The following is a 19,137-nucleotide window of genomic DNA, read 5'->3' on the forward strand; positions in this document are numbered from 1 at the left end:
GAAAATTTGAATTGTGTTCTATTGATTTGCGGCGTTAGGCTGCAACTGTCCAGAGACCGTGGAGGTACTCTGGATCATAAATTTCGGGAGGAAAATACATGGTATCGAAACCATGCGTCGCGATGACACTCGCTGCAGGCTTGCTGGCAACCTGTTTCTCTGCCCCTGCAGCTCTTGCTGCTGATCTGAAGATCGGGATCGCCGGTTCACCAACCTCAATGGACCCCCAGTTCTATGTCATCGGCACCAATAGTGCCATGGCTCGTAATATCTTTGATGGTCTGGTCAATCAGGATGATCGTCAGCAGCTTAAACCAGCCCTTGCAACCGAATGGACCGCCGTTGACGATACGACCTGGCAGTTCCATTTGCGTGAAGGCGTAAAATTCCACGATGGATCAGACTTCGATGCTGACGATGTCGTGGCCTCTATTGCTCGCGTGAAGCTGGCCTCGGAAAATAGCCCAAGCTCTTTCATGCCTTATGTGAAGGGCATTACTGCGGTAACGGCGATTGACCCGATGACGGTCGAATTCAAGACCGAAACAGCCATGCCGCTTTTGCCCAACAACCTCTCGCGCATTGCTATTTTGCCGTCAGAAGAAGGGGAAACCCCAAGCTCTGATCTGAACACCGGCAAGGGCGTGATCGGAACCGGTCCATTCAAATTTGTCAGCTGGATTCCGGATAGCACCATCGAGCTGGCACGCAACGATGACTATTGGGGCGACGTCTCTGAGTGGGACAATGTAACCTATAAGGTCTTTTCAAACCCATCCGCTCGCGTTGCTTCTCTTCTCTCAGGCGATGTTGACATGATCGAGCAGGTGCCGCCTGCTGATATCGGAACGCTGGAGAATAAAGACGGCGTTGGCATCGTCAGCAACAGCTCCAACCGCGTCATGTATCTGCATATGGATCAGGACCGCGACGACTCCCCATTCGCCAAGGGCCCGGATGGACAGAACCCGCTTAAGGATGTTCGCGTCCGCCATGGTCTCTCGTTGGCCATCAATCGTCAGGCGATTATCGATCGGATTATGGACAAACAGGGTGTGCCCGCCGGTCAGCTGGTACCTGAAGGCTATACCGGTTATGTCGATAGTCTGAAGCCGGATCCGTATGATCCCAAGAAAGCCAAGGAGTTGTTTGCAGAAGCAGGCTATCCGAACGGTTTTGATCTGACCTTCCATGCCTCCAACGACCGCTATCCCAATGATAGCCTTGTTGCACAGGCCATCGGGCAGATGTTCACCCGTGTTGGCATCAACACAGACATCGTGACCCTGCCGAAAAGCGTCTATTTCTCGCGCGCGTCAGCGCTGGAATTCAGCTTTATCATGGGCGGTGCAGCCGTCGAAACCGGTGAAGCATCCGGCGTTCTTGGGCCACTGCTAGAGACCTACGGCGACAATTCCGGGCGAGGAAACCGCGGTCGCTATAGCTCCAAGGCTTTCGATGAAGCCCTACAGCGTGGCCGTAGCCTTCTGGATGCGGATGCGCGGGACAAGGCGCTTCAGGACGCCATGAAAATCGCCATAGATGATATGGGTGTAATCCCTGTCTTCTTTTTGGCGCATACATGGGGGCTGGAAAATAGCCTGACCTACAATGGCAGAACGGACGGCTACACGCTCGCAGCCAACGTCCATTCGGCAAAGTAATAAGACCCCGCAGTAAGACCCCAAGAGCCAAGGGCGAAGCGATGACATCAAGTCACCGCTTCGCCCTAACAGAAAGACTATGCCATGTCTGCGAAGGCATCCCCGACCAAGAAGAAATCCATCATCATCGATTGCGACCCCGGCGTTGATGACACGTTGGCCATCCTTTTCGCGCTGGGTTCTCCCGAGCTGGATGTAAAAGCAATTACCACTGTTTGCGGCAACGTGCCGCTTGAAGTCTGCACCCAAAATGCACTGAAGATACTGGAGCTTGCCGGTAGAACAGATATTCCTGTTCATGCGGGTTGTGATAGTCCGATGATCGGTGAGCCGATCTTTGGCAAATTTCACGGAGCGGGCGGGCTGGGCAAGCTGGTTTTGCCCGATCCGGTGACGCAGCCATCCCCCCAGCATGCGGTGGGCAAAATGGCTGAATTGTTGCGCGCAGCAAAAACCAACAACGAAAAACTGACCATTTGCACACTGGGGCCGATGACCAATCTGGCCCTTCTAATCAAGCTACACCCCGAGCTGCTCTCATCAATTGAATGTGTAGTTTCTATGGGCGGTGCTTACAGGATTGCAGGCAACCGCACCCTGACATCCGAATTCAACATGCTGGCAGATCCCCACGCCGCCCGTATAGTCTATTCCGCAGGCCTAGACTATGTTGCCCTTCCACTCGATGCCACCCATCAGGCGATGACATCTCCCGAGCGGGTCTCATGGTTTAAGGGCGGGGAGGCCGGTTCGCCGCTCGCTGCGACTTATGAGCTCTTGAGCGGCTGGTCGCGCAACGATCCGCGTCGCTACGGATCGGATGGCGGCCCCATGCATGACCCTCTGGTAACCGTCTATCTGGTTGCGCCACATCTGTTCCAGACCGAACTCGCCAAGGTCTTCGTCGAATGCGACAGCCAACTCTGCTATGGTCAGACGGTGGCTGACTGGTATGGCCAAACCGGAGAAAAGGCGGATGCACAAATCGTCCAGAAAGTGAATGCAGACGGTGTCTTCTCCATCATGAGTGAGCGGATCAGATCGCTCTCCCAAGCAGGGTGATGTGATGGGAAAACGGATATTTCTTTCTTCAGACCCCGGTATCGATGATATGGCAGCCATTCTGTTTGCCCTTGCAGACAGAGACATAGACCTCATCGGCATAGGCGCCGTGGCTGGCAATGTTTCTATGCAAACGGCACTGGAGAATGCACGCTTCACATGCGCGCTGGCGGTCCCATCTTGCAAGGTGGCTTGCTACGAAGGCTCTAGCGGCCCTCTGCTTCGTGAGCAGATTTACGGTGCACACAAGGCGCTTGGCCTGTTTCGCGATCATCTCGTAGATCTTGAAAGCAGCCTACCTGCTGTCGAGGCTGGCGTGGACAATGCGGAAAATAGCGCGGCTCTGGCGATGGCGCAGGCCATCAGGGACGCTGCAGCCATGGGTAACCCGATCACTTTTGTTGTGACGGGACCGATGACAGATCTTGCTCTGGCAATGAAGCTGGCTGGGAAAAGGGCTTGCCTCGAAGGAATCGAGAATATCGTTGCCATGGGGGGCGCTTTTGAGGCTCTGGGTAACCGAGCCCCATATGCCGAGATGAATATGCTCAGCGATCCACATGCGGCGCGCATGGTTTGCGAGAGCGGTATTGCACTGACGCTTTTCCCGCTGGATGCTACCTGGACATGCCGCCTGACACATCGGGATCTGGATCAGATTGCACGCGAAGCAGGACTCGTAGGGCAAGTTTTTGCACGTCTTTTCCGTGCCAGTGATCGCGAGAATCCTGAGCTTTATGGCGGTCCTGGCGGGCCCGTTCATGATCTTCTGCCCGTCGTCTGGCTCGTCGCGCCCGAATTGTTTTTGACCCGACGCTCGCGCATTAGCGTGGCCACTGGTCCGGAACTTGCTGGCCACACGAGCCGTGTCCGCAAGAAAATCTGCAGTGATACATCGAGTAACGAAGGGTGTACTTTGCCGCATTGCATCGCTGAGGAGGTGAATAGCGATGGCATACGTGCGTTATTCCTTGATCATCTCAAGTCTCTCGCCCAAACCGGACGCAGGACCAAATCCAACAAGCATCAGAGCTTAACAAACAGGGAGGAAGACCTGCAATGACAGCTTATCTTCTTCGCCGTGGTGGACAGACCCTTCTCACCTTGCTGGTGATGTCAATCCTCGTCTTCGTTGGCGTGTATCTGGTTGGCAACCCGGTGGATGTCATGATCTCCGCAACGGCAACGCCTCAAGAACGCGCCGAACTGATCGTGCGCATGGGGCTCGACCAGCCGGTCTGGGTGCAATATTGGCACTTCCTCAAAGGAGCGCTATCGGGTGATTTGGGAAATTCCTTTCTCTATAACCGCCCCGCGCTGGGCCTCATTTTCGAGCGCATGCCCGCCACACTGGAACTGGCCTTCAGCGCCCTGTTCCTTGGGTTGGTTTTTGGTATTCCGCTTGGGGTGATTGCCGGCCTGCGTCCATCGAAGCCGGAATCGCGCGGCATTATGGCTTTTTCCATCCTTGGTTTCTCTCTGCCCACTTTCTGGGTCGGGCTGATGATGATCCTGCTGTTTGCTGTCAAGCTTGATATCCTGCCGGCCTCAGGGCGTGGTGAAACGGTCAATGTTCTGGGGGTGCCACTCAGCATATTCACTACCGACGGCCTATCCCATATCTTTCTGCCTGCGCTCAATCTGGCCCTGTTCAAGATATCGCTTGTCATTCGCCTGACCCGAGCAGGCGTATCTGAAGCGCTGCAATCTGAATATGTGCGCTTCGCGCGTGCCAAGGGGGTGAGCGAATGGAGGATCGTCTTCTTGCATGTTCTGAAGAACACGCTCATTCCACTCATCACCGTCGTCGGTCTGGAGCTTGGCGCGTTGATCGCCTTTGCCGTGGTCACGGAAACCATCTTTTCATGGCCGGGAATGGGCAAACTGATCATCGATGCCATCACAACGCTCGATCGCCCGGTTATTCTCGCCTACCTGATGATTACGGTGCTCATGTTTACAGTGATCAACCTGATCGTGGACCTGACCTATACGCTGGTTGACCCACGCGTCAAAATCGATGGGGGATCAGAATGACCGATATGACCAGCAACATGAATGCATCGGGCTCGTCTGAAGACCTCGCCGCCCAGATTGCAGCGGCCAACAGCTTCCCGCCCGAGCCACCTGCGCGGCCCATTCGCAGCGCCATCAAGCGCGTCCTGACAGACCCCTTGGGGCTTGTGGGCACGGTGATTGTTGTGGTGATGCTTCTGGCGGCCTTATTCGCTCACTGGATCGCACCGCAAAACCCTTATGATTTGGCCGTGCTGGATATTCTCGATAACCGCCTGCCGCCGGGCTCGGAAAGCTTTTCGGGCATGACCTATTGGCTGGGTACGGACGATCAGGGGCGCGACCTTTATAGCGCCATTCTCTATGGTCTCAGGACCAGTATCTTCGTGGGCATTGCCTCTGCAGGTATTGCGCTGGTGATTGGCTCTGTGATGGGGCTCATTAGCGCCTATTTTGGCGGTCGCACCGACACGCTGGTTATGCGCCTGGTCGACATTCAGCTCAGCTTTCCTCCCATTCTGGTGGCGCTCATTCTGCTGGCCATTCTGGGGCAGGGCGTTGACAAGATCATCGTTGCCTTGGTGGTGACCCAATGGGCCTATTATGCTCGAACCGTGCGTGGTGCGGCTCTCGTGGAACGCGGGCGAACCTATGTGGACGCGGCCCGCTGTCTGGCCCTGCCTTCGCGCATGGTGACTATGAACCACATTTTGCCAAACTGCCTGCCGCCGCTGATTGTTGTTGCTACCATGCGTGTGGCCTATGCGGTCAGTCTGGAAGCCACTTTGTCCTTCCTCGGCATCGGTTTGCCGGTGACTGAGCCTTCGCTTGGTCTGCTCATTTCGAACGGTAACAAATATATGCTCTCCGGTGACTGGTGGATTTCAGTCTTCCCCGGCGTGGCCTTGCTGTTGCTGATCGTCGGCATCAACCTTGTAGGCGACCGCCTGCGCGATGTGCTCAATCCGAAGTTCAAGGACTAGATCATGACTACAAATATGACCAGCAGATCTGACTATGCTCTTGAATTGCGCGGCCTTGAAACCGTTTTTGACGGCGACAAGGGAGCCGTTGCCGCCGTGCGCAACGTCAATCTGGCCATCAAGCCGGGTGAAATTGTAGGTTTGGTGGGCGAATCCGGGTCCGGCAAGTCGGTGACAGGCCTCTCTATCATGGGCCTCATTGACCGGCCGGGCCGGGTATCAAAAGGCGAAATCCTGCTCAATGGTGAGGATTTGCGCAAAGTGTCTGCCAAGCGTCTGCGCTCTCTCAGGGGTGATCGCATGGCGATGATCTTTCAGGACCCCATGATGACCCTCAATCCGGTGCTCCGGATCGATACGCAGATGATTGAGGCCATCACCGCCCATGATCCCCGCATTGACAAGACGGTTGCCCGCAACCGCTGTCGCGATGCGCTCGGTATGGTGGGGATTCCCGACCCCGAAGAGCGGCTCTATGCCTATCCGCATCAATTCTCCGGCGGTATGCGTCAGCGTGTCGCCATCGCGATTGCCATGCTCAACAATCCCGATCTGATCATCGCTGATGAGCCGACAACGGCGCTTGATGTGACCATCCAGGCGCAGATCATTGCCGAGATGCAAAAGCTCTGCAAAGAGCGCGGCACGGCCCTCATCTGGATCACCCATGATCTCACCGTGGTCGCCGAATTGACCCAACGCGTCTATGTTATGTATGCGGGATCGGTTGTGGAAGAGGGCCCACTGGATGATGTTCTCGACAACCCGCTTCATCCTTATACGCAAGGGCTCATCCGGTCCATTCCAGCGGACAATGACCCCGGTTCGCGTCTGTTCCAGATACCGGGCATGACGCCCCCCATTGACCGGATGCCCAAGGGGTGCCGGTTCCATCCGCGGTGCCCTTATGTTCAGCTTGATTGCCTGAACGACATAGAGCTGACCCAGACCAGCGCGGCGCGCTCGGTGCGGTGTGCGCATCCGATCAATCAGGGAGAACAGGTCTCATGATCTCCAATAGCGAAAAACAAGAAGCGCAGGTGAAGGCTTCCCCGGATCAGCAGGCACCCTTGCTGGAAATCGATCATGTCACGCGCCGCTTTGAGCGCAAGCCCGATTTTGCCGCCAAACTGGCCGCCCGGTTGGGCGCACCCATCAACCGCCGCACGGTGCATGCCGTAGACGATGCTTCCTTTGCCATTCATCAGCGTGAAGTGGTCGGGCTGGTCGGTGAATCCGGCTGTGGCAAGTCGACCCTCGGGCGTATCGTAGCGGGCATTGATGACCCGACAGAAGGTCGCATTCTCTATCGGGGGCAGGATGTTGCCCATGCTTCAGGGGAAGCGACCAGAAAATTCCATCTCAAGATCCAGATGATCTTTCAGGATCCGCTCGATTCTCTTAATCCGCGCTACCGTATCGGCAAGTCCGTTTCCGAGGCTGCCCGCTATCACAAGGTCGTGCCAGAAGAGCAGATGGCCGAGCATATCGAGAAAGTGCTCCTGCAATGTGGTGTTGATCCCACCACCCAGAACCGCTTTCCGCACCAGTTCTCTGGTGGTCAGCGACAGCGGATCGGGATTGCCCGCGCGCTGGCATTGCGTCCGGATTTGGTGGTCTGTGATGAAGCCGTGGCATCTCTTGACGTCTCAATTCAGGCCCAGATCATCAATCTGTTCATGGATCTGCGTGATGAATATGATCTGGCCTATTTGTTTGTCAGCCATGATATCGGCGTTGTGCGTCATATCTCCGACAGGGTTGTCGTGATGTATCTGGGCCGGATCGTAGAGCAGGGGACAACGGCGGAATTGTTCGCCAAGCCAAACCATCCCTACACTCAGGCACTCTTAAGTGAAGTCCCCAGCCTGAAACGGCGGCATTCCTCTTTCCATACGATCAAGGGAGAGATACCTTCGCCATTGAAACCACCCTCGGGCTGTCACTTCCATCCGCGTTGCCCTCATGCCATGGAACGCTGCAAACTGGAACGGCCAATGCTCAAGGCGGTTGCTTCAGGGCATATGTCTGCCTGCCACCTCAATGATGAAGGATAGGGCGGGCTCCCATCGCCAATGGGACAATGTGCCCCCAGCTTAGTGCCGTGACGAAAAGGACAAGCAAAATGATTACGGTTTTCGGTTCCATCAATCTCGATATGGTGATCCGTGTTGCGGATTTTCCCCGCCCCGGCGAGACCATCACCACCCATGGTTTTGACATGTCCGCTGGTGGCAAGGGCGCCAATCAGGCGCTTGCCGTCCGTCGGGCTGGGGGCACCGTGCGCATGGTAGGGCTGACCGGAGCAGATAGTCATGCTCAGCTTGCGCTTGCTTTGCTTGAGGAAGCCGGTGTTGACCTCACGCGCACGAGGGCCTGCAAGAAAAGCACCGGACTGGCCTTCATTCAGGTGGAAGACAGCGGTGAGAATACCATCGCCATCGTCAAGGGTGCCAATGGGGAGGTTACTCCTCAAACCGCAGACAATACACTTGGTGATCTCGCAAAGGGTGACCTTTTGCTATTGCAGCAGGAAATCCCCTTTGCAGCCATCAATCATGCCCTTGATCTGGCAAAAAAGGCCGGAGCCAAAAGCGTGCTCAATACCGCACCCTTTCAGGACGCCTACCTGCCTCTGGCCAACAAAGCCGATGTGGTTATTTCCAACGAAACCGAATTTGATGCCCTGATGCCTGGGGCCAACCCTATGGAACAGCGGGCAAAGGCTTTCGTGGCTCAAAAGGATCGCTTGTTGATCGTAACGCTGGGCGCCGAAGGTGCGCTGGTGGTCGAACCGGGTAGGGAACCAGTTCAGGTGCCGTCCCCCAAGCTGGACAAGGTGGTCGATACTACAGGAGCTGGTGACACCTTCTGCGGTTATTTCTGCCAGATGATGGCCGATGGAGCCGATCCTGTCTCCGCCACTCGCAAGGCGGTGAAAGCAGCAAGTCTGGCCTGTTGCAAGAACGGGGCTCAACCGTCCATCCCGCTCTCGGCAGATGTGGCCTGAGTTTTTTCTCGGATCTGTCGTCTATTCAGGTCCGGTTCCACTCTTTAATGGAGTTTGATCATGTCTTTTCGTGGTGTCTTTCCCTATCTCGTCTCGCCTGTCACCTCTGATGGTGTCGTGATGAAGGGCATACTGACTGATCTCGTTGATCATCTCGTCGAGGCCGGCGTGCATGGGCTGACCCCGCTGGGCAGCACTGGCGAATTCGCCTATCTCTCACAGCAGCAACGCAACGAAGTCGTGGACACCGTGATCAAGGCGAACAAGGGGCGGGTGCCTGTCATTGCGGGCGTGGCCTCAACCTCGACCGCAGACGCTGTCGCCCAGACCCGCCACATGATCAATGCCGGAGCGGACGGCATTCTTGCCATTCTGGAAGCCTATTTCCCGGTCAGTGAAGCCGGGGTCGAGAGCTATTTTACCCAGATTGCCAAAGCTGCGGATGGCAAGCCCGTTGTGCTCTATACTAACCCGCAATTCCAGCGCTCAGACCTAACCTTGCCGGTTATCGAGCGCTTGAGCCAAATCGATAATATCCGCTATATCAAGGATGCCTCAACCAATACCGGGCGCCTGCTTTCCATCATCGAACGCACCAGAGGGCGTATGGAGGTATTCTCCGCCTCCGCGCATATTCCCGCCTGTGTCATGATGATTGGTGGCGTGGGCTGGATGGCTGGCCCCGCCTGCATCGTGCCTAAACAGAGCATCGCGCTTTATGAAGCCGCCCAGAAGGGTGACTGGGACAAGGCGATGGAGCTGCAACGCCCTCTCTGGCGGATCAATGAAATCTTTGCCAAATACTCCATAGCGGGATGCATCAAGGCTGCCCTAGATCTGCAGGGCTTCAAGGTGGGCGACCCCATTTCGCCCCAGGCGCCCTTGGGCAAGGAAGCCCGCGATGAAATCGCCGCGGTTTTGCGCGAAGTGGGTGCTTTGAGCTAGAACGTCAAGCGCCCCTTTAGACAATACAAACAGCGCAGAGGCGACTTACCGTCATGGAGTTCCTATTTCCAGAAAAGTTTTCCCGCACCGCCTGATATGACCAGGGTTACATCTTTTAGCGCCGAGATAGGAGAAACCCCGGGGGGAACCGCGACAAACCGCGGTTGCCACTCCGGATGGAATTTCTGCTTGAAGGCACGCAGCCCTTCGAAATTATAGAAGGACCGACCGTGCCGATACATAATGGCTCCGAAACGGTTCCAAAGACGGGCACCTTTGCGCACTTGCAGACCCGCAAGCGGAGCAAGACTGAGGCTGAATTCCGCAGCACCGGTTCTACGAGAATACTCGATCAGTTCAATGAATAGGAATTCCATAACGCCGTTGGCCTGTTCAGGCGGGTAGCGCATCAGGTCTATTGAAACGCGAGAGCCGTCCCCCGGACGAAGAATATTGGCAAAGGCCACAATCTGCCCATGGTGCTTGATGGTGGCAATCGGGAAATTCTGCAAATAGTCCGGGTCAAACCGTCCTAACGAAAAGCCTTTTTCTCCACCAATCTTGTCCGCAATCCACGCATCTGAAATCGACTTCAATTGGGCTATCAAAGTTGCATCGTGAGGGGCTTCATTGATAGACAATTCGAACCCATCCTTCAGTGCCTTATTGTGTGCTGAACGCATGGATTTGAACTTACTGCCAGCAAGGGTGAAATCGCGCAATAGAATTTCGGCTTCTTCCCCGATCTTATGGAGGGAAAAGCCCATTTCGATCCAGAGCGAAAGATAGGCTTTGCTCACCTCGAACATGACTGGATGAGCACCGTTATCGTAAGCCTCTTCCCAAAATGACCAGACGAGGGGCTCGATAGAATCCCTCGGTCCAACAGGGTCAGAATAGGCGATCCACTTGTTGCCTTGCACCGCATACATGATGAAAGCATCTTCACTGTCGTTAAAAAACAGCTCCTTGTCTCCGGTCAGAGCCAAACAGGCTTTAGGGTCATTCTGCTGATCAATGATGGCGCGGGCTTTCTGTAGGGCCGATTGATCAGGAGGCCTAGTATGGAAAGTCGCAGGTTGAATGGCGAGCCAAACAGTTACGAACAAAAAGAAGGATGATCCGGCCAATCCGGCGCGCAAAGCACGGGAGGTATTAGCTATGCTTGAAAAATCAGTCCAGAGATCTGTGCTGTACGGGGTCGCCTCATGCATGAAGAAAAACACTGTTGCTGCACTGACCGCTATTCCGCCCGCAAGAGCAAACCATCCCGGGCTTAGTACACTACGGGTCAATTTGGCCGAACGGTTAAAGAGGCTTCGAAAAGGCCAAAGCACAATCGCCGTAGTCAGCAGCAACAGGACGCTATCCAGATCGAGTTTGTTCATCAAAGCTGCACCAGAAGCTACAGCGAGAGCAGCTAAAGTGAGCCAGTAGGCTCCGGATATTCTGCGCACAAGTCCTTGGCTCAAGATGACCAACAAGACACCCAAAACGGCAGAGAGGAGGGCGCCACCCTCAAGAAGAATGGAAGCCAGCAGATCATCGGGATCGATTTCATCAGGCCGGACTGAAGGCATGAGCGCAATAAGAACCAGATAACTGCCTATGCCGAAGACAGCGAGGCCAATAAGAGTGGGAGCCACGCCACTGGCTGCCTTCATGACCGGACGGAGAGGCTCAGACACATCGCCGAACAGTCTGGTGATAAACCCACCGGCAAAGCGGGCTTCATTGATTGCGACAAAGGCTAGGGCAAGAGCAAAGGGTATAAGATAATAAATAAGCCGATACAGAAGCAGCGCAGCGGCGATCTGATCAAGCGGCACACCCTTGGGCAGCGCTGCAATAATAATGATTTCGAAAACACCGACACCGCCCGGCACATGGCTCAGAACGCCCGCCATTGATGCGGCAGCAAAGACTGGCAGAAAGGTAAGAAAATCAGGGCGAGCCCCCGGCAGCAAGACATAGAGCGTAAGGGCTGCCATGGAGGTGTCAATCAAGGTAAAGGCCAACTGAGAGAAAAGCACTCCCGGCGTTGGTGCCGAGAGTTCGAATTTGCCCAATCGTAGGCTCTTTCCGTTCAGAGACATAAGCAACAGGAGTAGCACGACGGCCACAGCGGCCACGCCAGCCCAAACTCTGAGGCTGTCGGGTGCGATTGGCAGAATATTCACCAGCGCGTAAGGGTGAATCGCCAGAGCAGCAAGGCCGATCACCGTGATACCGAAGCCGAAAGCGAGCGCTGCAAAGGTCGAAACGCTAGCAATCTCGAACAAACTCAAGCCAAAGGCCGAATAGACCCTATAGCGCACGGCACCGCCAGAAATCACGCTGACACCGATTGTGTTGCCGAAGCTGTAGCCAAGAAATCCGCCCACTGCGATGGCATTGGCAGGCACTTTCTTGCCTAGGGACCGCAAGGCTGACCAGTCATAACCGATCAACGCAACATATCCGGCAGCCGTTGCCAAAAGAGCAGACAACAATGTCCACCACGGGGTCATGCGCACCTGAGCAATAACGTCTGCCGCCTTGACTGGCTTTAAAAGGTGATAAAGCGCGTAAACACCGAGCACGAACAAAACGAGAGCAAGCAGTATTGGCGCCGTTTTTCTTGCATAGGAAGCCCAATCAGATTGAGCTAGGCTATCGGAGTTTGAACTGGACAAGCTGGTCTCTCGCTTTTCAAATTAGCAAAATCAGGACCAACGAGAGCTGGAACATTGATTCGGCCCGATTAGAATCGCCTAATTACTGAGCATTTGCGACAGTTTACTGGGCAAATTTCTTACAAATTTGTAAGAATAACTCAATAACTTCCGCAAATATCGACGACAGAACAGACAAATGCCCAAAGCGCCTGAGCAGACAGCGCAAACGCAAGGGAAGGCTTAGTGCAAAGAACACCAAGACGCACTCCGATACTACCGTTTAAAGCAACGATAAAACCATCAAACATGTGCAGAGCTATTCTTCCGGCTCGAACCCGAAATTCGGCGCAAAGGCCTGAATCGCTTCGATAACTTCAACAATCCTCGGATCGGATTTTCTCTCGAGCAAAACATAGATCCCCATGAGCCAGCGAGGGATTTCCTCATCTGGAGCCATTTCAACTTGAACAAGCCCCTTACTGCTAAGAAAACTATTCAGCTGTGTCGAATGAACCAGCACCATGTCGGTTTCCAGCACCATATCAACACAAGCCGTCATGGAATTTGACATGAAGGTGTGGCCAAACCAGTCAGACCGAGGCTCATTTGCATCTGCACGTTGGCCGAGTTGTCGGTCTTCGGGTTGAACAGCGATACATGTTGGCCATTGGGTGATCTCTTCGCGATGACGCGGTTCCGCAAGCAGGGGGTGCTCAGGCCGGACATAATAGGCATCGGCAGCCATGCCAAGAGGTATGAATTCTACTTCGCTACGTTTATTGAAGTCTGGGATAATATGCCCGACGAACAATGAAATATCACCGGCGAGCAGATGGTCCATACAGGCCATCATGTTCCCGACACTGACATTGATAGAAACCTTTGGAAAAGCCTGATGATGCTTGATTAAATAATCTTTGAAGAATTGCGTCCAGGTAGAATACCCCGTACCAATACTTATACCATGCTCGCGTTCTTCACGAAGTTGATCAATATTGTCTATAGCATTTGCATAAATCCGGCGCATAAGATGCGCACTTTTATAGAGAGTCTCACCATAAGTGGTCAGACGCACACCGCGAGAGGACCGCTTGAACAGTTTTACCTTCATTTTTTCTTCAAGCTTCTTGATGTTATAGGTCAAAGCAGGTTGAGATATCAATAACTTACTGGACGCCGCAGCAAAAGACCCTGCGTCTGCGACTTCAAGAAATTGCTCTAGCGTGCGATCCATTTTCCGATTTCTCCCGAATAAACGGCGCTCTCAGCTATAAAATTCATTTATATTAGAGCCGTTTTTTTGTATTGGATTTAAAGCCTCGAGAAATCTATATTCGCGTCAAGCCATTTGTCAATTCCAGTAAACCTGAAATTGTCATATGCAAAAAGAGGGTATTTTTGCGAGTGATTGCACTATAACACACAGTTATCCGACCATGGTGGAGGCTTCAAAAAGTAGTCATGCCGGATAATACGTAAAAATACTTTCTTTGTCTCAAGTTTAAAATTCTCGTTTCGAAAGGGAGAAAGTCATGAGACTTGGAAAGATCGGAACACTTCTGGTTGCTTCAATCGCATTCGGGGCTCTTAGCTCTTCTGCATCTGCTCTTACACTCAAAGTGTCGGATTCTCACAACAACAATCACTCAACTGTTGTCGCACTGAATGAGTTCAGCTCTGCAATTGAAGAGCGCACCGGTGGTGACGTCGAGGTGCAGGTATTTGGCGCAGGCGTGCTCGGTACCGAATCCGAAATGATCAACCAGCTGCGCATGGGTATTCTGGATATGGTGCGGACTGCACCAACGGATCTGGAAAAATTCAACCCGGTCTACAGTGCTTTCCTGCTGCCGTATCTCTTTAAAGATGCAGCTGGCGTTGAAAAAGCCATGAACGCAGTCAAAGATGATGTGTTCCACTCTCATCCGGATTCCGGTTTCATGGGCCTTGCTTGGAATACTGCAGGGGCTCGTAGCTTCTACACCGTAGACAAGGAAATCAACAGCCCGGCTGATCTGGAAGGCTTGAAAATCCGTGTGCCGAACAGTCGTTCAATGACACAGGCTGTCGAAATGCTCGGAGCAACGGCAACGCCTGTGCCTTGGGGTGAAGTTTACACAGCTCTGCAGCAGGGCATCGTGGATGGCGCTGAAGGGAGCCCGACCTCTCTGATCGACGGCAAGTTCGTCGAAGTCATTCGTCACTTCTCCTTCGATCGTCACTTCACCATCCCGGACGTGCTGATCATCAGCACCAAAACCTGGGACAAGCTAAACGACGAGCAGAAAGCAATCTTCAAGGAAGAAGCGGAAAACTATACCAAGCGTGTTGCTGTTCTTGAAGAAGAAAAAGTTGCGAAGGCGATCGAGCAGTCCAAAGAGCAGGGTGTAACCTTCAAGGATGTTGATCTGGACCCCTTCAAAGCGCGCGTTATGCCGCTCTATGACGAGCTGCGCGCCAACAATGAAGAAGCTGCCGAGATCGTATCTCGCATTGAAGCAGCTCAAGAGTAAGGTGAGCGGTATCTAACCCTCGTATGATGTGTTTCCGGCTAAAGCCGGAAACACTGCCTTTCTCCTCTAATTAAGGCACAAACCTTCATGGTGAAATTTCGGAATTATTTGGAAAAGGCTGTGTTGTCTCTGATCACGGTCTTTCTGGTCCTGCTCGTTGTGATGGCATCCTGGCAGGTCTTCGCACGCTACATTCTCAATGCTCCGCCCCAATTTACGGACGAAGCCATGCGGTTCACGATGATCTGGTTGGTGTATCTGGGGGCTGCTCTCGCCTTTGGTATCACTGATCGCCACATGTCACTTGGACTTTTCAAGGACATGTTCAAGGGGCGGACCCGAATCATGTTTGAAGTCTTCAGCTTCGCATGTGTTTTGGTGTTTTGCCTGATCGTCATGATCAAGGGCGGCATCGCATTGGTCCTCATAGGTGAGGGTCAGTATTCGGACAGCATGAACCTACCTATGAACTGGGTGTATATGATTATTCCCTTCTCGGGATTCCTTTCAGTCCTGCTCAAAACCCAAAATTTTGTTGAGGTCGTTAAAGATATAAGGAGCGGTTCGAATGGATACTAATCTCGTCATTATGATCCTGTTGCCGTTGTTTCTGGTCTTCATGTTCTCCGGCATTCCGATTGCAATCGGTATCGGCCTGAGTTCTCTGGCGGCGATCCTCGTAATTCTGCCCTTTGATATGGTGGCCTTTCAGGGCGCCCAGAAGATGTTCGGCGGCATCAACAGCTTTGGGATGCTGGCAGTTCCCTTCTTCATGCTTGCCGGCAACATCATGAACCATGGCGGCATTGCCAGGAAGCTGATTGATCTTGCTCTTATGTTTGGTGGCCGCATGCCAGGTGCGCTGGCGCACGCCAACGTTATGGGCAACATGCTGTTTGGTACATTGTCCGGTTCTGGCATGGCCTGCACAGCAGCTATCGGCGGCACTATGGCCCCGATTCAGAAGGAAAAGGGCTATAACCCGGCTTTCTCCGCTGCGATCAACATTGCATCCGGCCCCGTCGGCATGCTTATTCCGCCGAGCGGGCTGCTGATCCTGTTCTCGATCGTCAGTGGTGGCGTCTCTGTCGCTGGCTTGTTCATGGGCGGCTGGATTCCCGGCATCCTGTGGGGTGTAGCCGTGATGATCGTAGCCTACTTCATGGCAAAGAAGCACAACCTGCCAACCGAGAAATCCGACCGCACGTTCGGTCAGAAACTGAAGGTCTTCTGGGACGCAGTACCAGCCCTGATGCTGATTGTCATCGTGATGGGCGGCATTGTTGGTGGCGTGTTCACCGCTACGGAAGGTGCTGCGGTTGCTGTTGTCTACAGCCTTTTGCTTTCTTTCTACTACAGAACCATCAGTGGCAAAATGCTGCTGAAAACCTTGAGCGATACCGCCCTTACAACCGGCGTTATTCTCTTTTTGGTGGCCGTTTCGAGCTTGATGAGCTGGATCATGGCTTATGCCCAGATCCCGCAGATGATCGGCGAAACGCTTCTGCAACTGACCGATAACCGTATCGTTCTGCTGCTGATCATCAACATCTCCTTGCTCATTCTGGGCACCTTCATGGACGCCACACCAGCGATCCTTATTTTCACACCGATCCTGATGCCAATCTGTACCGGCATGTTCGGGATGGATCCGATCCACTTCGGCGTAATGATGATTTTCAACCTCGGTATCGGGAACATCACTCCGCCTGTTGGCTGCGTGCTCTTCGTAGGTGCGGCAGTGGGAGATACGAAGATCGAAAAGATCATTCCGTTCCTTCTCCCGGTCTTCGCGGTTCTATTCGGTGTGCTGTTGCTTGTTACCTACGTTCCGTCCCTGACGCTGTTCCTGCCACGCCTTATCGGGCTCTGATCACAGGTTCCTCGTCACTGAAAATGGCTCTTGGCCGCCAATTTTGGCGACCAGGGTCTACGGTGCTGGCCGCATCTCAGTTTAACTCATTCACATGATTACAAACTCGAAAGCCTAGCTTATGAAAAACGTAAAAATCGCATATATCGGAGGAGGCAGTCAGCAGTGGGCTCTGCACCTCATGGCCGACCTCGCTCTTTCCAAAACCCTTAGCGGCAGTCTCGTTCTGTATGACATCAACAATGAAGCTGCTGAAAAGAACAAAGAAGTCAGCAAGCACATTTTCTCCCGCCCGGAAGCAACCGGAAAATTCGAAGTTGAGGTCGAGGCCGATCTCGACCGCGCACTGGCTGGTGCGGATTTTGTCGTTATTTCCATTGAACCTGGCCCGACCGAAAACCGTTTCATAGACCTCAAGATCCCTGAAAAATATGGCATCTACCAAAGCGTTGGTGACACGACGGGCCCTGGCGGCATCGCTCGCGCCATTCGGTCTATTCCGGTCATGGCTGATTTCGCCAATCACATCATGGACGTTTGCCCTGATGCATGGGTCATCAACTACACCAACCCTATGGCATGGTGCACCGCGGCTCTCGTAGCCGCACAGCCGAACATCAAGGCCGTTGGTTGCTGCCACGAAGTGTTCCACACGCAGGAAATGCTCTGCAAGTGGGTAAGCGAGCATTATGATGTGCCGCTTCCAGCACGTCATGACATCAAACTCGACATTGCTGGCGTGAACCACTTCACCTTCGCAACAGGCGCACAGTGGAACGGCAAAGACATCTTCGAAGAATTCAAGTCGGCCATGAAGCCTCTTGATGTTGATACCCTGAAAGCCAATGCTGCAAACCGCACCAAGGAAGAGCTTTGGTTTGACTCCGACTTCGAGATTGCCAAGGATCTGTTCAAGCGCTTTGGCGTACTTGGAGCAGCGGGGGACCGCCATCTGGCAGAGTTCATTCCATGGTATATCAAGAGCGGTGAAGAGCTGAATAGCTGGGGCGTTGTTCTCACGCCATACGAATGGCGCGTCAAACGCCAGGCATCGCAGGACGAAGCCCGCCAGGAATTCCTTGAATCCGACCTCAAACCTTCGGGCGAAGAAGGTGTCTTGATGATTGAGGCGCTCAGCGGTGCTGCCGACAAGCCTTGCCGTACACAGGTGAACATGCCGAACACGGGGCAGAACAACTTTGCTCCTTTGGGCAGCATCGTGGAAAGCTACGGTCTGGTCAGCGAAAACAAGATCGAAACCGTATCTTGCGGCATTCTGCCTGCTGCTGTGCAGTCCCTCGTGAGCCGGAACCTGACGGTGCAGGGCCTTGTGCTGGAAGGTGTCATGGAAAATGACAAGGAGAAGATCTTCAGTGGCTTCATGATTGATCCGCTGGTCGCCAACTCTCCACGCGACTGCGAAGCCCTGTTCGAAGAGCTCTGGACTGCTCTAGAGAACCTCAAAGACTAAGGCGCAAGCGCAAGATTTTGAGCTTATAAAGATTGACGCTGGCGTGGTTCACAAGACCGCGTCAGCGTTTTTATATGTGCAGTCAAGTCCCGCGTAAGCTGCTGAGTAGCAGCTTACTGTAAATGCGGGTAAAGGATATAATTGCGGGCGAGGCCGCCTTCAAAATAGCCCTAGAGCCAAGCCTCAAGGGTCTATGCCGAGAATTGGCGCTGGCCGATTATCGCAATTCAATATCAATGTGCGCCCCGTATCGAGCCTTGAGCTGATCTATTTCCTTTCCCGAAAACCCCAAACTGGATGCCTTGCGCAGAAACTGCGTCAGTTCATCCTGTTCCGACAATTCCGGTTTCATACGCTCACCCATAATGGTCGCATGTTTGTTTGGTGTGCCCATAATTTGTCCTCTGTCAGACAATGAGAAATGCCTTTTACAACGCCGTCTAAGGAGCTTCTGCGCGTCAACAAGAGCGCACAATACTCTACTAAGCTTTGCTGCGAGATAAACGATCACTGCAATCGCGATTGGCGCCACTCCTGAAAAGAGTGGGCTAAACACGAACAAAAATTCTCATCACTTCAGGATATGGGAGGAGGGGTATCAGGCGGAATGGTCGCTCCCCTAAGATCTATCTCTACAATAGAGTAGGGGATGATATGAAAAGGCCCGTTGTGCGTATCAAGGTCGCTTTTAATCAGGAAAAAAGAAAACGAACCATCTGAAGAACAGGTTTGATACTGCTGTTCTTCACCGCAGCCGATTAATTGCGTGCCGTCAGAGGCGGAAATCTTGGTCGCTTCGCTACAAGACACCGGCTGCTTGTGATCAAGCGCAAATGTCTTACCTGTCCCGGCATAAAGCCCGAACAACAAAAGCATGATAACAAGAATGCTTCGCAGTTGGCGTGACATGTGCGTGAAGACACTTCCTTAACCGAGCCCGTTG

Annotated in this window: 17 protein-coding genes; 13 read left to right on the top strand and 4 right to left on the bottom strand. The window is 53.5% G+C overall.

Annotated features, from left to right (window positions below; all coding sequences use genetic code 11):
• Positions 1–98 precede the first annotated feature (98 nt).
• From BM258_RS18855 to BM258_RS18895, 9 genes are all read left to right on the top strand, one after another.
• Positions 99–1,664 (top strand): ABC transporter substrate-binding protein, encoded by a 1,566-nt coding sequence (locus BM258_RS18855; protein ID WP_244544769.1) that lies wholly within the window; start codon positions 99–101, stop codon positions 1,662–1,664.
• Positions 1,665–1,748: 84 nt separating this feature from the next.
• Positions 1,749–2,726 carry a nucleoside hydrolase gene (locus BM258_RS18860; RefSeq protein ID WP_090074784.1) on the top strand — a complete coding sequence of 326 codons (978 nt, stop codon included), beginning with the start codon at positions 1,749–1,751 and terminating at the stop codon, positions 2,724–2,726.
• 4 nt (positions 2,727–2,730) lie between these two features.
• On the top strand, positions 2,731–3,789 hold the full coding sequence (locus tag BM258_RS18865; protein WP_090074785.1) for a nucleoside hydrolase: 1,059 nt from the start codon (positions 2,731–2,733) through the stop codon (positions 3,787–3,789).
• A complete protein-coding gene (locus BM258_RS18870) occupies positions 3,786–4,763 on the top strand; it encodes an ABC transporter permease (protein ID WP_090074786.1) in 978 nt (325 codons plus the stop codon). The genes BM258_RS18865 and BM258_RS18870 overlap by 4 nt, the downstream gene beginning before the upstream one ends.
• Before the next feature lie 5 nt (positions 4,764–4,768).
• A complete protein-coding gene (locus BM258_RS18875) occupies positions 4,769–5,725 on the top strand; it encodes an ABC transporter permease (RefSeq protein ID WP_407062736.1) in 957 nt (318 codons plus the stop codon).
• Positions 5,726–5,728: 3 nt separating this feature from the next.
• Positions 5,729–6,736, top strand: a complete 1,008-nt coding sequence (locus BM258_RS18880; protein WP_244544771.1) for an ABC transporter ATP-binding protein — start codon at positions 5,729–5,731, stop codon at positions 6,734–6,736.
• The gene (locus tag BM258_RS18885; RefSeq protein WP_090074788.1) at positions 6,733–7,782 is read left to right on the top strand and encodes an ABC transporter ATP-binding protein; all 1,050 of its coding nucleotides are present in this window, start codon (positions 6,733–6,735) and stop codon (positions 7,780–7,782) included. The genes BM258_RS18880 and BM258_RS18885 overlap by 4 nt, the downstream gene beginning before the upstream one ends.
• Before the next feature lie 68 nt (positions 7,783–7,850).
• Positions 7,851–8,735: a ribokinase gene (locus tag BM258_RS18890; RefSeq protein WP_090074789.1), complete on the top strand. Its 885-nt coding sequence runs from the start codon at positions 7,851–7,853 to the stop codon at positions 8,733–8,735.
• A 60-nt stretch (positions 8,736–8,795) separates the two neighbouring features.
• Positions 8,796–9,680, top strand: a complete 885-nt coding sequence (locus BM258_RS18895) for a dihydrodipicolinate synthase family protein (protein ID WP_090074790.1) — start codon at positions 8,796–8,798, stop codon at positions 9,678–9,680.
• Positions 9,681–9,742: 62 nt separating this feature from the next.
• On the opposite strand, the gene mprF is transcribed toward BM258_RS18895, so the two are convergent.
• Both mprF and BM258_RS18905 read right to left on the bottom strand, forming a co-directional pair.
• Entirely contained in the window at positions 9,743–12,355 is a 2,613-nt protein-coding gene (gene mprF, locus BM258_RS18900) for a bifunctional lysylphosphatidylglycerol flippase/synthetase MprF (protein WP_090074791.1), read from the bottom strand.
• 298 nt (positions 12,356–12,653) lie between these two features.
• The gene (locus BM258_RS18905; protein WP_090074792.1) at positions 12,654–13,571 is read right to left on the bottom strand and encodes a LysR family transcriptional regulator; all 918 of its coding nucleotides are present in this window, start codon (positions 13,569–13,571) and stop codon (positions 12,654–12,656) included.
• Between the two features lie 298 nt (positions 13,572–13,869).
• Here BM258_RS18905 and BM258_RS18910 point away from each other — a divergent pair, with 298 nt between their 5' ends.
• The 4 genes from BM258_RS18910 (at position 13,870) to BM258_RS18925 (ending at position 18,194) form a co-directional block, all read left to right on the top strand.
• Entirely contained in the window at positions 13,870–14,850 is a 981-nt protein-coding gene (locus BM258_RS18910; protein ID WP_090074793.1) for a TRAP transporter substrate-binding protein, read from the top strand.
• 120 nt (positions 14,851–14,970) lie between these two features.
• Positions 14,971–15,429, top strand: a complete 459-nt coding sequence (locus BM258_RS18915; RefSeq protein WP_175528159.1) for a TRAP transporter small permease — start codon at positions 14,971–14,973, stop codon at positions 15,427–15,429.
• Positions 15,419–16,723: a TRAP transporter large permease gene (locus tag BM258_RS18920; protein ID WP_090074795.1), complete on the top strand. Its 1,305-nt coding sequence runs from the start codon at positions 15,419–15,421 to the stop codon at positions 16,721–16,723. Before BM258_RS18915 ends, BM258_RS18920 begins: the two co-directional genes overlap by 11 nt.
• A 121-nt stretch (positions 16,724–16,844) precedes the next feature.
• Complete coding sequence (locus BM258_RS18925; protein ID WP_090074796.1) at positions 16,845–18,194, top strand: family 4 glycosyl hydrolase; 1,350 nt, start codon at positions 16,845–16,847, stop codon at positions 18,192–18,194.
• Positions 18,195–18,411: 217 nt separating this feature from the next.
• Here the strand turns inward: BM258_RS18925 and BM258_RS24540 are convergent, their stop codons facing one another.
• Positions 18,412–18,588 carry a hypothetical protein gene (locus tag BM258_RS24540; protein WP_175528160.1) on the bottom strand — a complete coding sequence of 59 codons (177 nt, stop codon included), beginning with the start codon at positions 18,586–18,588 and terminating at the stop codon, positions 18,412–18,414.
• Positions 18,589–18,770: 182 nt separating this feature from the next.
• Entirely contained in the window at positions 18,771–19,103 is a 333-nt protein-coding gene (locus BM258_RS18930) for a hypothetical protein (protein WP_090074797.1), read from the bottom strand.
• Between the last annotated feature and the right edge of the window lie 34 nt (positions 19,104–19,137).

Source organism: Cohaesibacter marisflavi (assembly GCF_900115225.1).
GTDB classification, from domain to species: Bacteria; Pseudomonadota; Alphaproteobacteria; order Rhizobiales; family Cohaesibacteraceae; genus Cohaesibacter; species Cohaesibacter marisflavi.